The organism is Acinetobacter sp. Leaf130, assembly GCF_001423205.1.
Taxonomy (GTDB): Bacteria; Pseudomonadota; Gammaproteobacteria; order Pseudomonadales; family Moraxellaceae; genus Acinetobacter; species Acinetobacter calcoaceticus.
The window spans coordinates 561387-575964 of the sequence record NZ_LMOE01000001.1; the positions used below are offsets into that span (position 1 = coordinate 561387).

The following is a 14578-nucleotide window of genomic DNA, read 5'->3' on the forward strand; positions in this document are numbered from 1 at the left end:
AGCTATGTTCACAGTACTCGTTAACCATTTTCAACTTGAAAGCCAGAATGGGTTATGAGATATTTCGCCCAGTTTGGTGATATCAAAATTAATCACTGTATTGAAAGCTCGCCTTATGCGAGCTTTAATTTTTAGACCAGTTCAAGCATTTCTCACTTAATGAGCTGGCTGCATAAAAAAAATGAGAATTTATCATCCATTTTAAAGGTTAATTGAAGAACGCGAATGAAAATTCTACCTTCATCTGAATATGATCAAATTCTAAAATACAGTGTCTATTGGCTCGCCATATCAATTGTGATTGGAGTCGTTGCGGGGTTGGCCTCGACTTTAATTTTTGTGGCTTTTGATATTTCAAATAAAGTCAGAAGTCTGCATCACTGGCTCATCTATTTCTTGCCTTTTGTGGGCTTTGGTATTGGTTATCTCATTAAAAAATATGGTTCACCGATTGAACGGGGAACCCATTTACTGATTGATGAAATTCACCAACCCAAATCATTCATTCCAAAACGAATGAGCCCCATCATTTTTATTACCTCAATTTTAACGCAGTTGTTTGGTGGTTCGGCAGGGCGTGAGGCACCAGCTGTTCAGCTTTCGGGTGCCTTAATTGACCACCTGAGCCATATATTAAAAGTCTCGGAAGATAACCGAAAAATTTGTTTAATCGCCAGTATTGGTGCGGGCTTTGCTGGGGTATTTGGTTTGCCTCTGGCTGGTGCAATTTATGGTTTAGAAATTACTGCTTTAGGTAATTTAAGATATTCAGCCATTTTTCCATGTTTTGTGTCTGCTCTTGTTGCATCGACTATTCCTGAACTATTCGATATTGTTCATCCACACATTTTTTATGTGATTAGTGAGTTTCCGCCTATTCATTTCGGCACGCTCATGAACTTAATTGTGGCAGGGCTGATCTTTGGTTTGATTGCACGTTTCTTTATTGCCGCAATTCATTTTGCCAGTGACGTCTTTTACAAATACATTCGCTATTTGCCATTAAGAACGATGGTGGGCGGTATTATCATTATGCTACTTACTTTGTTCACTGCGCATCAGCAATACAATGGTTTGGGTACAGATAAAATCATTTCATCTTTTTATGTGCCGATTGAATTTTACGACTTTTTTAACAAGACCATTTTTACTGCCATCACTTTAGGTTCAGGCTTTAAAGGTGGTGAGATTACGCCATTGTTTTATGTGGGTGCGACATTAGGTAATGCTTTAGGGGCTGTTTTGAACTTGCCAATTTCATTGCTTGCAGGCTTAGGTTTGGTGAGTCTTTTTTCGGGAGCGAGTAAAGCGCCGTTGACCTCTATTATTTTAGCTGTTGAGCTATTTGGAATGAATGTTGCGACTTATGCGATTATTACTTGTTTGTTGGCAGCGCTATTTTCTGGAAATTGTGGGTTGTATCGCCGTAAGAAGTTGATGGATTAATTAAGTCTTTCTAAGGAGTTGAGTGGATTTTGGTTCAGTTAGTTCTAGTTATATATTTTATTGGTGAGAAAATATTTTGAAGTTAAAGTAGACTTAATAATACTATTTTCGATAAATTTTATTTTTATTGCATTTTGATAAGTGAATTTCATTTTAAATTTACATTTAACCTATTTTTCATATTAATAAGTTTTTGCTATTATTTGTATTAATAAAACGAGAACGGAAAAAGAATGTCAAGTCCTATTTTTTTAGTAGATCTTACTCCTGAACAATTAGAAAATCTTTCAGAAAATGATATTCAACAGATTTTAAAGGCAGAAAAATTATATTGGGAAACTAAGCCTTTTACTAAATATTATGTGGCTGTAAATGGTGCTAAAACTAAAGGTGGGGGCCTTATTCGGGCCTCAGGATATTCTCCAAAATTTAAAGGTATTTCCATAGCATTAGTTGGTGATGAAGCAATTTATGCAGATGGCACAACAGCAAAAATTATTACAGGGGCTGGTGAAGCTTTAACTATAAGAGATCATTCAGTAGCTTTGATTGGTTCACATTTAGATAATAAGGATGAAATTATAGATAGTCCAAATATATCAATTTTTCTACGTATTTATCATGATCAACCAAAACCTTTAAGGTTTTTAGATAATGTAAATGGATAAATAAAATGTCTAAAGGTTTTGCAATTCATAATGCGATTACTGATCACGGTGGAATGGTTCCTTCAACTCAAATGAAAAGTTCCCAAATGGGTAATTTATTTGTACGTGCAGGGGACGGACATGTTTGCCCTAAATGTAGATGTTGGTCTACTGTTATCAAAAGTCATGATCATGTGATTTTTGATGGAAAACCCGTTGCTTATGTAGGTGATAAACTATCATGTGGAGCAATGCTTCTGCCTCAGCAAAGCCATGTTGTTGGAGAAAGTGGTAGTCCTTATTCTTCTTCGAAGGAGAATGCACAGGATAATTTTGTTGAAGAAGTAAAACCTAAGTATGGGCAAAGATTTTTATTGCAGGATGAATTAACTGGAGAGCCATTAGCAACGGTTTGTTATGAAGTACATAAAAAAAATGGTGATATGATTCATGGTACAACCGATAAAAATGGTTACACAGATTTAATAACAAGTAATGAGATGGAAGAAATTGAGTTAAGAATTATCTCTAAGGAGCATTCACATGAGTAATATAATTGCAACTTTTAGTGAAAAATTAAAAAAACTAGATGGAGATATGAAGGCTAAAGCTTCAGTTATTAAACTTGGTACGAAAAGAAAACTCACACCAGGGGAAATAGCGATGTCGCGGTTAGTCTTTAAAGATGCAATCGATTATTCTAAAGTCTGGATTCATATTGGTGGAATGATACATACAAAAACTGGTAATGCGATGACACCTGCAGGGGAAATGTATTTATCAAAAGATGATTATATAAATAATAAAGATTTTAGTGAGTCTCGTCCAAACTTAAAGCATTGGTTTCTACATGAAATGGTACATGTATGGCAATATCAAATGGGTGTATCGAATGGTTGGCTAGGTATTAAACAATTATGTAAAGGAGGGTATACCTCTATGGTTGAATCTGTTGATTCTAAAAATGAATTGAAAGCATATGATACGGATTTAATGGGACGAGATTCGAATAAAAAATTTAATGAGTTTAATTTTGAGCAACAAGGGAGAATTATTGAGTTTTATTTTGATGCTATCTTCTTGAAAAATGAAGAACCAGAAAGAAGGCATCATCAAATAAGTCTTAAATTACAAAGTAAGGTACTAAAAATACTTGAAAATTTTTTAATTAACCCTAAAGATAAGTCTTTATTGCCGACTAGTTAATTATGAAAAGAAGCTATATTTTATTATTGTCATTATTCTGCAGTGTTCATATTTTTGCCTCACCCGAGAAACCACTTTATGCAATCGTTAAAGATAAGAGTATTTGTGTCTATACTAATGATATAAATACAAAACCATATAATAATCAAATATATTTATATATGGGTGGGATTGTTTCTGGAGAAAATTATAAAAGTACATACAGCAAGATTTATAAAAATATCAAAATGCCAATAGATAAGAACTCTTGTATCCCTATACCAAGTTCTTATTTTAATAAGGCAATACCTTTTGATGTTTCTTTAGATATGGAACAAGCTTATGCAAGAAGGATATGTGTAAATCAATCTCCAAAGAAAATTATCTTGACGGAAGTAAAGGATGGCTATGAATGTACCAATCAGCCTTTTGATTATTCTGAAAAGAAAGCTACTTTTTTAGATCGATTATTTGAATGGTTTAAGTAATTTTATCTGAAGATAAATCTAGTTTTTAAATTATGAAAAAACTTATATATCTTATCTTCTTACCTGTCTTATTTCTTTTGTCAGCTTGTGAAGAACAGAGTAAAGATTTAAATGTTGAAATTAAAAAAGATCAACTATGTATTTTTACTAATAAACCTAAGAATTATGGAGAAGATGATTTTCTTGTACATATGGGGAAAATTGATTTTTCTAAAGAATATAAAAGTGAATATGAGAAAGTCTATGATAAGACCATTCTACCTGTGGAAGAAAGTAACTGCGTATATATCCCTTTAAATAAAATAAAAAAAGATACTCCATATAAAATTGCTCTTAGTACTATAAATAGCTCGTTTAGTGCTCATATTTGTGTTTATCAAGAAGGTTCTTTGTCTTCTCTAAAGTATTTGGAGGCTGGCAAAGATGTATGTAAATAGATAGATAAATCTTATGTATAAAATAAAACTATCCCTAGCTTTAATCTGTACTGTCTTAATGAATGTTGGGTGTGCTCAACCTATTAGTCATGAGCTAAAAGCTATTGTTAAAAATAATGATATATGTATCTATACTGATAATGAACATACATATCTTGGACCAGATAACTATTTCATTGTCTTTGTTGGTGAATATAAGCCAACCCAAGAGTTTAAAAGTATTTATGATAAAACTTATCAAGGTAAAGATGCAAAATTTCCTATTAAATCAGAGGATTGTTTATCTATTTCAGGTTCAGTTTTTGAAGATAAAAAGGTATATGATGTTAACTTAGAGTCTAATAAAAATTTCTCTGAGTTAATCTGCATATCTAAAAAGAAAAATATTTTAAGTGCTAAGGTAGTAAGTCCAGAAGATACTACATGTAATGAGGGTTTTAATATAATACTATCCAATACCAAGCCATTACCTATCCAATAATGGCTTTTTTATTTCCCTAACCGCTCTACTTTAATACAATTGTCATTTCACACGCTTGACGCCAACAATAGCGAATACTATCCTTTGCGTGCTGGCCTACATTGCCAGTTGGTTTTAGCAGACCATTAGCCAAAGTACACGAAAAAGTCTAACTTTTTTGTGGAAATCCCTGTGTGCCCCCTTTACGGTGGAACGGAAGGGGGACACCCTCGGGTGTGCTGGATTCTTTGGCTCCAGTCTGCTAACCCTCTTTCGTTTCACCACCATTATTTAGCAGTCATGCGGTGAAACTTCTTTTATAGCCAAAGGAGTCCGCTATGCGTACTAATTCTTCTCATTTATTGGCCTTTGCCAAAATCTCTCCGTCCATACCAATTAAACAGTCTATAAAACGGTTTAATTGACTCTAAGGTTTTCTACGGCCTTAAGAATCGTTACGACTAAAAAATCATAGCAACAATAAAACCCGAGATAGCTTAGGGCACATTTTTGTGCTGCTTTTGCATGCCTGTTTTTTAGCACTCATTTTAAGAGTGACGGCATTTCTATCTCTTTTAGATACAACAAAAAATTATTTTAAGCGGTATACATGAAAAATTTAGAATCTTCATTTAGAGCGCTGCGAGTGCTTCACGTAGCAAAAGATTTATTTAATCAAGATGGCTTTCATAAGGTCGGTGTTGACCGAATTATTGCGGAAGCCAAAATTCCCAAAGCTACTTTCTATAATGACTTTCACTCAAAAGAACGACTGATCGAGATGTGTCTGACTTTTCAAAAAGATGCGCTCAAAGTAAAAGTATTTTCCATTCTTAATTCATACAAAGAGCAAATGGTGCTTGATAAACTCAAGCAGATTTACCTTTTACATGCCGACTTAAATGGCTTTTATCATTTACCCTTTAAAGCAATTTTTGAAATTGAAAAGCTCTACCCAAAAGCCTATCGCGTGGTGATTGAATATAGAACTTGGCTAATCAACGAAATTTATAAACTGCTTTTAACCGTCAAAAGTATGGCTTCAATGAAAGACGCCCACATGTTTTTGTTTGTGATTGATGGGGCAATGGTTCAACTTTTAAGTAAAAACAGTGTAGATGAGCGAGACAAGTTACTAAATTATTTTTTAATAATGCTCTCTTAGCTCTAAATCCACACACGTTCTAAAAGTAAAAAGCCCGTAATTGGGCTTTTTATTTATTCGAGCTCTAGTTGATCGTCATCTTTAGTGACTTTGATTTTCAACTTTTTATATTTACGTTTATTTGGATCTAAAGCAGAGTTTGTCACTTCATCAGCAAATTTTGGATTCTGCATGAGTTTGGCATAGGCTCTGTAACCTATACGAATTCTGGTAGGTGGACAATCTGTTCTTCTGGAATAATATTCAATAAGCGAATTTAATTCCTTTAACAAACTCTGATGTTCCATTGTATTGCTTATTTTCTATTAATTAGTAAGTTATTTTCAGCATACTAAACTTTAGAAAATTTCTAAAGATGTAGTTGATATACATCACTTTTAATAAATGTTAATTGATTTACATTTATTTTATTAAGAGTGAATTAATTTGCATTTTATTTGGTATTTCTGATTTCTTTTTAATCAAACAGTCATAACCAAGGTGTAAATTAATGTTAGAAAAAGAAAATAGATAGAAGATTGCCACGAACAATAACTATTTAAGCAATTTTCTCACACTGTGGTATTAAGCTGACTTTAACGAGTCGGCTTTTGTTTTTGTGGACAAATAAAAAGCCCTAGATCGGGCCTTTTACTTTTTAAGTTAGTGATTAAAACTTAAGTTTTTTAAGTCCGCGGCTTACGCCATTTTGTAAAGCTGCTTTAATAATCGGGCCAAGAAAAGGCACTCGTCCTTTAAAGCTAATGGTGTAATCCAAACGAGTACGGTTGTTTCCCAAATCAATAAACTTCATTACACCACGGTGACCTTTAATTGGGCTAATACCGCTTGTGATTGCATATTCGATCAGTTCATTTTCTTTGTAGACTAAATTTGTTTCTACAAATGACGGGGTAAATGGCATAGACATTTTACGAGCAGAGCCAACACCATTACGAGCGTCTTTTCCATTGCTAATGCGAGTCACTTTAGCAGGAGCGAAAAGTTTGCTTAGGTTTTCATGTTCACTCAAGACTGCAAAGACCTTATCTACGGGTGCATCAAATTCTTGTACGATGTTGATTTTTTGAGTTTTTAACATCTTATTCCCTCTGAAAATAATTTTGACATTGGTGATTGTCATAATTTGGATATTAGCACGCTTTGGGCAATGGGGGAATTCTAATCCGTCGGAGTTATCGTAAGTTTGAAAAAAGCATTGCAATAAATCTACAATGCTTTTTAGTCTTTTCTTAATTTTTTAAAGAAAGGTTGAATCACAGACCAGTTGGTTGAAATCCAGCAAATAAATGAACCTGCCGTAACCATGGCTGTTCCTTGCCAAAAGCTTAAGGACAATTGAGTTTGTAAAACAAACATTGCCAAAATAGACGAAATAATAGGGGTGAAATAAGAGGCAACCACAAGCATGGTAATGTTTCCATGAATGATGCCAATGTTCCATGCCGCATAGCCAAAGCCAATTGCAGCGGATGCAATTAAAAGGGTGATTACAGTTGGAATGTCCATCGAGGGAATGGCGAATTGCCCAGAGAGAAGCAGCTTGAGCCATAGTGTGAGTGCGACACAAACAAAGAAAATAGAGATCGGGTTTTGCCCATTACTCATTTTTTTGGTGAGTACACAGTAAAAAGCCCAAATAATGGCACCTACAAATGCCAAAATATAGCTTAGAGGGTTGCTATGCAAATTATCGACAATGCTACTTAGACTAAAATCACCGCTTCCAGTTTGAATAAAAATAATGCCGGAAATTGAAATAAGCAAGCCGAGAATAATAAGAAAATTAAACTTTAATTCCTTAAAAATAACAAAAGCCAAAACCGTTAAACTCGGCCACAGATAGTTAACAATGCTGACTTCAATTGCCTGTTGAGGGCTTTGAGAATAAGCAATTGCAAATGAAAAACACAGCTCGTAAGCAACGAACAGGACTGTACCCAATATTAAATATTTTTTGGAAATCTGCTTAAAGTCTGGAACTTTGAAAATAGCAAGCAACAGTAGCGCACTTAAAGAATAAATAAGCGTAACACCTAGCTCAGGTCCAATAGCGGCACTGACTTGTTTCATCAGACCGACCATAGATGCCCACATGAGAATGGCGCTTAAACCAATCAATGTTGCTAGATTTTTTGACATAAAATTCAGTAAATAACGGTTAGAAAATGGTAAAAGATTAAGCTGTGCTGGCGAAAGGAATAAATTTTCAAGATAGGGAATATAGGACAAATTATATAAAATATAAACAATTAAATTTATTGATTGGTTGAATCTTCTATGTTTATTTAAGCATTCAATTGAGTAAAGAAATTTCGAATAAAACAACATTTTTACGAGGAAAATATGGAAGTCATTAAAACGGTTGGTGTTGTTGGAGCAGGTGTAATTGGAGCAAGTTGGACCGCCTTATTTTTATATAAAGGATTTAAAGTTAAGGTTTATGACCGGTATCCTATAGATGAAGCGATTTTTAAAAAAAGAATATCTGCAAATTTAAATGATTTATTGGCTTTGGATGGAAACTCTGAGCATAGCCATTCTCTACAAGATGTACTGCTTCATCTGGAAATTTCTAATCACTTAAAAGATGCAGTTTCAGATGTAGATTTTATTCAAGAAAATGCACCTGAACGTCTGGATGTAAAACAAAAACTATATCAAGAAATCACCTCATATTGCCCTGAACACACCATTATTGCTTCAAGTTCATCGGGCTTAAAAGTGTCGGATTTTCAAAAAGAGGCCCAACATCCTGAACGTATTTTATTAGGCCATCCTTTTAATCCGCCTCATCTTTTACCTTTGGTTGAGATTGTTGGTGGTACTTTGACGTCTCCACAAGTTTTGAAACAGGCTTCCGAGTTCTATAAACAATTAGGTAAGAACCCAATCGTTTTAAATAAAGAAGTCAAAGGGCATGTCGCAAACCGTTTGCAGGCTGCGCTATGGCGAGAAGCCTTCTCACTGGTTGAACAAGGCGTGTGCTCTGCCGAAGATGTTGACGTCGCTATTACCAGTGGGCCGGGTTTAAGATGGGCGCTATTTGGTCCCTATATTAATATGCAGCTTGCAAACCAAAAGGGCTTTAAAGAGGCTATCCATCATTTAGGCCCACCGATGACAGAATGGTGGAATGATATGCACGCATTTCAACATTCAGACGAGACAACCGAGTTATTGGAAGCAGAAACCAATCAGTTGTTAACCCAATATAAAGATATCGATTTATACCAAACCAGAGATAAAGGATTGGTGGATATCTTAAAGCTCAGACAGCAGCTCAAGTTAGATTAATTCTAATCTTTAGGGCAGAGCCAATCATTTTACTGTAGAGATGATTGGCTTTTTGTTAGATCAATAAGAAAAACATTCTTAGCTGAAATTATTGTGTATTCATTAATTGTTACTCAAATCTCTATTGAGATAATTACTGCGGTGTCGATGCGATACTGATGCTATGAAATGCACAATTTTTAGTGCAGATTTTTACTTCTTATTTTAAACCGCACCCAAATTGCTCAAGTTTAGTATTACTTTTGGCCAAAAACGTAATACTAAGCTGGCATGTCCTTTGCATAGTTATAAACAATCAAAAGTGATCTAGGGTTCCGATACTTCATGTATGACTGGACCGAGAGTTCACGGTTCCTAGCGAACTACACGGAGGGATAAAAGCCCGGGAGGAAGTCTAAAACTATCCGACAGGAGTAGCTATGAACACTGCAAATTATCATAACAATCAGGCGATTTGGACCGAACTTTTACCCGGAGGACATCACTGGTCGGGCCGTATTCAAAAGGGAACTATTCTTAGATTTACATCGCTTGGCGCGCAAGCAAACGTTTCTTTGTTTTGTGTAAATGCTGCCGATGTGCTTGAACGTTTTAACATGCCTGACAGTTTAAAAGGGCAACACACAGCCTATTTAAAAGCATCCAATGTGCTCTATTCAGACCTTGGTCGTGTCATGGCTTCAATTGTTCATGACGATCACGGCTGGAACGATGCACTCTGTGGCCCAAGCCGACCAGAACAAATTGAAAAGCAATTTGGAACGCGTACATTTCAAGATGCCCGCAATGATATGTACCAAAACGGCTTAGACAGTTTACTCATTGAAATGTGCAAATACGGACTTGCCAGCCAAGACCTCAGTGCCGCTGTTAATTTATTTTCTAAAGTTGCGGCAGATGAAAGCGGTGCTTTGTCATATGTCAGTTCTGATAACACCGATCAAACCATTGAGCTGCGTTTTGAAATGGACTGCTTGCTATTTTTATCTGCTGCGCCGCATGGTTTAGACCCCAGCCCAAGCTATCAACCTGCCGATATTCAACTCAGTTTATTTAAAGCCAATTCACTAACAGACAGCGATATTTGTCGTGATGCATGTTCGCAAAATCAGCGTGCGTTTCAAAACACAGCCCGCTACTACGCGCTTAGCAATATTTAAATCAGGAGAAGCATCATGACAGTTTTACAATCATTTGAAAAAGCAGTTTTAAATGAGGTTTGTCCTGCGGGTGAAGCGTGGATGTGCGAGGTTAAAAAGGGCCAATATTTTCGAATTATTGACCTTGAGGGAAACCAAGCGGTCGATACATTGTTTATGAGTGCCGAAAACCCAACTGAACGTTATAGCGCAATGGATACTTTGGCGATCAATCAACACATTTATTTAGAAAAGGGCACAAAGCTCTACAGTAACTTGGGCCGCCCAATTGCGCTTATTCATGATGATAACTGCGGTCGCCATGACACCATTGGCGGTGCCTGTTCATGTGAAAGTAATACGGTTCGCTATGCACATGAAACTTATCCTATGCATAGTTGCCGGAACAATTTTATGTATGCCTTGGCAAAACATCCCATTGCAAAAAAGCATGGGTTAAATGTCCGTCACATCGGCCCAAATATTAACTTTTTTATGAATGTGCCTGTTACGCCAGACGGTCAGCTTAAATTTGATGATGGAATTTCAGGCCCGGGTAAATATGTCGAAGTTCGGGCAGAAATGGATTTAATTGTTTTAATTTCCAATTGTCCGCAGCTCAATAATCCATGTAACGCCTATAACCCAACCAAAATTCAACTGGTTGTCCGTGAAGCGGAAGGGGTATAAGCATGTTTAAAAAAATTCTAATTGCCAACCGTGGTGCAATTGCTTGTCGCGTCATTCGCACCCTTAAAAAACTCGGGATCGCTTCGGTTGCAGTTTATTCTGAGGCCGACCGTGATTCATTACACGTGACTTTAGCCGATGAAGCTTTCTTGATTGGTCCTGCGCCTGCGCATCAAAGTTATTTAAATATTGAAAAAATCCTTGAGGTAGCAAAACAATCTGGTGCAGAAGCCATCCATCCCGGTTATGGTTTTTTGTCTGAAAATGCCGAGTTTTGTGATTTATGTGAAAGCCAAGGAATTGCTTTTATTGGACCAACTTCAAGCCAAATGCTCGATTTTGGTTTAAAACATACTGCACGTGAACTTGCTATTAAAAGTAATGTACCTCTACTTCCGGGCAGCTCACTACTTGCCGATGAAGCCGAGGCTTTGTTTGAGGCAGCCCGTATTGGCTATCCAGTCATGCTGAAAAGTACCGCGGGCGGTGGTGGTATTGGCATGCGTCTGGTATGGAATGAAACCGAGTTAAAAGATGCTTATCAAACCGTGTCTTATTTAGCTCAGGTCAATTTTAAAGATGCAGGTTTATATTTAGAAAAATTTGTACAACACGCACGCCATATCGAAGTGCAAATTTTTGGTGATGGACAAGGGCAAGTTTTAGCGTTGGGTGAGCGTGATTGTTCGGTACAACGCCGGAATCAGAAAGTCATTGAAGAAACACCTGCGCCACACCTAAATGAACAGCAACGCGATTATCTTCAAAAAGTTGCTATTCAACTGATGCAGTCGGTGAACTACCGTTCGGCAGGCACAGTTGAATTTGTCATGGACACCGAAACCCAAGAGTTTTATTTCTTAGAGGTCAACACGCGTTTGCAAGTCGAACACGGCGTGACCGAGCAAGTGTTTGGTGTCGATTTAGTTGAGTGGATGGTGACATTGGCAAGTGGTGACTGGTCAGCACCGACTGAACCGTTAGAACCAACAGGACATTCGATTCAAGTTCGTCTTTACGCCGAAGACCCGATTAAACAGTTCCAACCCAGTGCGGGCTTACTCACGCATGTTAAATTTGACCCACAAGCACGAGTCGAAACATGGGTAGAAACAGGTTCAACGGTGTCGTCTTTTTATGACCCAATGATTGCCAAAATCATTGTGACTGCTGCAACACGGGACCAAGCCATACAGACAATGAGTGCTAGTCTTGCAAACACGCAAGTCGCTGGCATTGAAACCAATTTGGAGTATTTGCAAAACATTATTGCTTGCGATGTGTTTGCTTTAGGTACTCAAACCACCCGATTTTTAAATACTTTTGAATGGAAAACTCAAAAAATTGAGGTGTTGCAGTCTGGTATTCAAACCGCTATTCAAGACGTAACAGGTCGATTAGGTTATTGGGATGTCGGGGTGCCGCCATCAGGTGCTATCGATCCACTCAGTTTAACTGTGGCAAACCAGCTTTTAGCCAATGAACCAAATACGGCAGGGCTTGAATGCACCTTACAAGGGCCAACTTTAAAGTTTCACTGTGACAGCCAAATTGTGATTACGGGCGGTGATATGCCTTCAAAACTTGATGGTGAACAGGTGCCGATGTGGCAAACAATCAATGTGAAAAAAGGCCAGATTCTAAAATGTGGTCTCATTCGTTCAGGTTGCCGCAGCTATATTGGCATTAAAGATGGTTTCGATGTTCCTGACTATTTAGGGTCGCAGGCGACTTTCACTTTGGGGCAGTTTGGTGGGCATGCGGGACGTAATTTATTAATTGGCGATATGCTACCGATTACTGAATATTCCACTCAATCGACCACGGCTTTAGCTCAAGCGCAAATTCCTAGCTTTACCCAAAACTGGGAAATTGCAGTGATGTATGGGCCACATGGCGCGCCAGATTTTTTCACCAAACAAGATATTGATACGTTCTTTGCCAATGAGTTTGAAATTCACTATAACTCAAGCCGTACAGGCATTCGCTTAATTGGTCCAAAACCTGAGTGGGCACGTGAAGACGGCGGTGAGGCAGGCTTACATCCCTCCAATATTCACGATAACGCTTATGCCATTGGGGCAATTGATTTTACGGGTGATATGCCAATTATTTTGGGGCCGGATGGTCCGAGCTTAGGCGGCTTTGTCTGTCCTGCGGTAGTCATTCATTCCGAGCTTTGGAAAATCGGGCAGCTAAAAGCAGGCGATAAGGTTAAATTTGTACCCGTGAGTTATGCGCAAGCAAAAGCACTTGATCAAAAATATCATCAAAGCTTAACCGCGGCTGATACAACTCAGATCGATTTTAACCCAGCCATTCAAGCAGAACCCGACACTTTAAAAGATGCAGTTTTGACAACTTTAGAAGGTGAAGCTGACTTACCAAGCGTGACCTATCGACCAGCAGGAAATAGCTATTTGTTGGTGGAATATGGTGAGTTAGTACTCGATCTAAATTTACGCTTCCGTATTCATGCACTTATGCAATGGGTTAAAGATCAAAACATTCAGGGCATTATTGACCTAACACCGGGTATCCGTTCACTACAAATTCATTTTGATTCAATCCAGCTCGATCAACTTGAACTTTTACAGAAACTTCAACAAGCAGAAGCCGAGTTACCCGACATTCAAAATATGCAGGTGCCTTCACGGACTGTCTATTTGCCTTTAGCTTGGGAAGATTCGCAAACTCAGCTTGCCACCGAACGCTACACACAGATTGTTCGTCCAGATGCGCCGTGGTGCCCGGATAACGTCGAGTTTATTCGCCGTATTAATGGTTTAGCTTCAAAGCAAGCGGTTAAAGATGTGGTCTACAGTGCGAATTATTTAGTGATGGGTTTAGGCGATGTGTATTTAGGCGCGCCAGTTGCGACACCACTCGACCCACGCCAACGTTTAGTCACCACAAAATATAACCCTGCGCGAACTTGGACACCTGAAAATGCCGTAGGTATCGGCGGTGCCTATATGTGTGTATACGGTATGGAAGGGCCGGGCGGCTATCAATTTGTTGGCCGTACCACCCAAATGTGGAGCCGTTACCGTAAAAATGTCGACTTCGAAGATGGCAAACCGTGGCTACTGCGCTTTTTTGACCAAGTTAAGTTTTATGAAGTCTCTGAGACAGAACTTCTGCAAATGCGTGAAGACTTTAAGGCAGGCCGTCTACAACTTCGCATTGAACATGGCGTGCTCAATTTAAAAGAATACAACGAGTTTTTAAAAACACATCAAGACAGCATTCAAGCCTTTAAAGACACGCAACAAGCCAATTTTGAGGCTGAACGACGCCGTTGGCATGAAGCAGGTTTACAAGAATATATCTCTGAAAGCCTAGATGCTGTTGATGAAGGCGAAACCGTAGTTATTCCTGAAGGAGGCTGTGCAGTTGAGTCGCATATGCCGGGGTCAATCTGGAAAATCGAATGTGCATCGGGAGATATTGTTGAAGAAGGTGCAACTCTTGCGGTGATTGAGGCAATGAAAATTGAAATCCCGATTATTGCGCCTGAACGCATGAAAGTTGAAACTATTACCATTGAAAAAGGGCAAACCGTAAAAACGGGACAAGTACTCTTTACCTTGGCACCTGTCGCTTAAACCAAAAGAGAGCATC

The 14578-nt window shown here is 37.8% G+C and carries 15 protein-coding genes and 1 riboswitch; of the genes, 12 read left to right on the forward strand and 3 right to left on the reverse strand.

Features of this window, described 5'->3' with window-relative positions; genetic code table 11:
* Window positions 1-225: 225 nt before the first annotated feature.
* The 8 genes from ASF86_RS02285 (at window position 226) to ASF86_RS02320 (ending at window position 5828) form a co-directional block, all read left to right on the forward strand.
* Entirely contained in the window at window positions 226-1446 is a 1221-nt protein-coding gene (locus ASF86_RS02285; protein WP_056479018.1) for a chloride channel protein, read from the forward strand.
* Between the two features lie 233 nt (window positions 1447-1679).
* The gene (locus tag ASF86_RS02290) at window positions 1680-2114 is read left to right on the forward strand and encodes a PAAR domain-containing protein (RefSeq protein ID WP_056479021.1); all 435 of its coding nucleotides are present in this window, start codon (window positions 1680-1682) and stop codon (window positions 2112-2114) included.
* Window positions 2115-2119: 5 nt separating this feature from the next.
* The gene (locus ASF86_RS02295; RefSeq protein ID WP_056479024.1) at window positions 2120-2644 is read left to right on the forward strand and encodes a PAAR domain-containing protein; all 525 of its coding nucleotides are present in this window, start codon (window positions 2120-2122) and stop codon (window positions 2642-2644) included.
* A complete protein-coding gene (locus tag ASF86_RS02300) occupies window positions 2637-3299 on the forward strand; it encodes a hypothetical protein (RefSeq protein WP_056479027.1) in 663 nt (220 codons plus the stop codon). Before ASF86_RS02295 ends, ASF86_RS02300 begins: the two co-directional genes overlap by 8 nt.
* A 2-nt stretch (window positions 3300-3301) precedes the next feature.
* Window positions 3302-3766 carry an NF045616 family extracytoplasmic (lipo)protein gene (locus ASF86_RS02305; protein WP_056479030.1) on the forward strand — a complete coding sequence of 155 codons (465 nt, stop codon included), beginning with the start codon at window positions 3302-3304 and terminating at the stop codon, window positions 3764-3766.
* A gap of 32 nt (window positions 3767-3798) precedes the next feature.
* A complete protein-coding gene (locus ASF86_RS02310; RefSeq protein WP_056479033.1) occupies window positions 3799-4203 on the forward strand; it encodes an NF045616 family extracytoplasmic (lipo)protein in 405 nt (134 codons plus the stop codon).
* Window positions 4204-4216: 13 nt separating this feature from the next.
* Window positions 4217-4684, forward strand: coding sequence for an NF045616 family extracytoplasmic (lipo)protein (locus ASF86_RS02315; protein WP_056479036.1), 468 nt, complete (start codon window positions 4217-4219; stop codon window positions 4682-4684).
* 589 nt (window positions 4685-5273) lie between these two features.
* Window positions 5274-5828, forward strand: a complete 555-nt coding sequence (locus ASF86_RS02320; RefSeq protein WP_056479038.1) for a TetR/AcrR family transcriptional regulator — start codon at window positions 5274-5276, stop codon at window positions 5826-5828.
* 53 nt (window positions 5829-5881) lie between these two features.
* Here the strand turns inward: ASF86_RS02320 and ASF86_RS19840 are convergent, their stop codons facing one another.
* The 3 genes from ASF86_RS19840 to yddG form a co-directional block, all read right to left on the reverse strand.
* The gene (locus ASF86_RS19840) at window positions 5882-6115 is read right to left on the reverse strand and encodes a hypothetical protein (RefSeq protein ID WP_017390345.1); all 234 of its coding nucleotides are present in this window, start codon (window positions 6113-6115) and stop codon (window positions 5882-5884) included.
* A gap of 362 nt (window positions 6116-6477) precedes the next feature.
* A complete protein-coding gene (locus ASF86_RS02330) occupies window positions 6478-6909 on the reverse strand; it encodes an SRPBCC family protein (RefSeq protein WP_004642298.1) in 432 nt (143 codons plus the stop codon).
* A gap of 140 nt (window positions 6910-7049) precedes the next feature.
* Window positions 7050-7970, reverse strand: coding sequence for an aromatic amino acid DMT transporter YddG (yddG, locus tag ASF86_RS02335; protein ID WP_056479041.1), 921 nt, complete (start codon window positions 7968-7970; stop codon window positions 7050-7052).
* 204 nt (window positions 7971-8174) lie between these two features.
* On the opposite strand from yddG, the gene ASF86_RS02340 reads away from it, so the two are divergent.
* The 4 genes from ASF86_RS02340 (at window position 8175) to uca (ending at window position 14562) form a co-directional block, all read left to right on the forward strand.
* Window positions 8175-9125 carry a 3-hydroxyacyl-CoA dehydrogenase NAD-binding domain-containing protein gene (locus ASF86_RS02340; protein ID WP_056479044.1) on the forward strand — a complete coding sequence of 317 codons (951 nt, stop codon included), beginning with the start codon at window positions 8175-8177 and terminating at the stop codon, window positions 9123-9125.
* Between the two features lie 295 nt (window positions 9126-9420).
* Window positions 9421-9516: riboswitch (guanidine-I (ykkC/yxkD leader) on the forward strand.
* Window positions 9517-9544: 28 nt separating this feature from the next.
* On the forward strand, window positions 9545-10285 hold the full coding sequence (locus ASF86_RS02345; RefSeq protein WP_056479046.1) for an urea amidolyase associated protein UAAP1: 741 nt from the start codon (window positions 9545-9547) through the stop codon (window positions 10283-10285).
* 15 nt (window positions 10286-10300) lie between these two features.
* The gene (locus ASF86_RS02350) at window positions 10301-10954 is read left to right on the forward strand and encodes an urea amidolyase associated protein UAAP2 (protein WP_056479049.1); all 654 of its coding nucleotides are present in this window, start codon (window positions 10301-10303) and stop codon (window positions 10952-10954) included.
* A gap of 2 nt (window positions 10955-10956) precedes the next feature.
* The gene (gene uca, locus ASF86_RS02355; protein ID WP_056479052.1) at window positions 10957-14562 is read left to right on the forward strand and encodes an urea carboxylase; all 3606 of its coding nucleotides are present in this window, start codon (window positions 10957-10959) and stop codon (window positions 14560-14562) included.
* The last annotated feature ends 16 nt before the right edge of the window (window positions 14563-14578 follow it).

Bases quoted from the DNA above. Each gene is read 5' to 3' on its own strand.
- ASF86_RS02305 (WP_056479030.1), top strand. From the start codon at position 3,302: ATGAAAAGAAGCTATATTTTATTATTGTCATTATTCTGCAGTGTTCAT.
- ASF86_RS02340 (WP_056479044.1), top strand. From the start codon at position 8,175: ATGGAAGTCATTAAAACGGTTGGTGTTGTTGGAGCAGGTGTAATTGGA.
- yddG (WP_056479041.1), bottom strand. From the start codon at position 7,970: ATGTCAAAAAATCTAGCAACATTGATTGGTTTAAGCGCCATTCTCATG.
- ASF86_RS02320 (WP_056479038.1), top strand. From the start codon at position 5,274: ATGAAAAATTTAGAATCTTCATTTAGAGCGCTGCGAGTGCTTCACGTA.
- ASF86_RS19840 (WP_017390345.1), bottom strand. From the start codon at position 6,115: ATGGAACATCAGAGTTTGTTAAAGGAATTAAATTCGCTTATTGAATAT.
- uca (WP_056479052.1), top strand. From the start codon at position 10,957: ATGTTTAAAAAAATTCTAATTGCCAACCGTGGTGCAATTGCTTGTCGC.
- ASF86_RS02315 (WP_056479036.1), top strand. From the start codon at position 4,217: ATGTATAAAATAAAACTATCCCTAGCTTTAATCTGTACTGTCTTAATG.
- ASF86_RS02300 (WP_056479027.1), top strand. From the start codon at position 2,637: ATGAGTAATATAATTGCAACTTTTAGTGAAAAATTAAAAAAACTAGAT.
- ASF86_RS02330 (WP_004642298.1), bottom strand. From the start codon at position 6,909: ATGTTAAAAACTCAAAAAATCAACATCGTACAAGAATTTGATGCACCC.
- ASF86_RS02295 (WP_056479024.1), top strand. From the start codon at position 2,120: ATGTCTAAAGGTTTTGCAATTCATAATGCGATTACTGATCACGGTGGA.
- ASF86_RS02350 (WP_056479049.1), top strand. From the start codon at position 10,301: ATGACAGTTTTACAATCATTTGAAAAAGCAGTTTTAAATGAGGTTTGT.
- ASF86_RS02290 (WP_056479021.1), top strand. From the start codon at position 1,680: ATGTCAAGTCCTATTTTTTTAGTAGATCTTACTCCTGAACAATTAGAA.
- ASF86_RS02310 (WP_056479033.1), top strand. From the start codon at position 3,799: ATGAAAAAACTTATATATCTTATCTTCTTACCTGTCTTATTTCTTTTG.
- ASF86_RS02345 (WP_056479046.1), top strand. From the start codon at position 9,545: ATGAACACTGCAAATTATCATAACAATCAGGCGATTTGGACCGAACTT.
- ASF86_RS02285 (WP_056479018.1), top strand. From the start codon at position 226: ATGAAAATTCTACCTTCATCTGAATATGATCAAATTCTAAAATACAGT.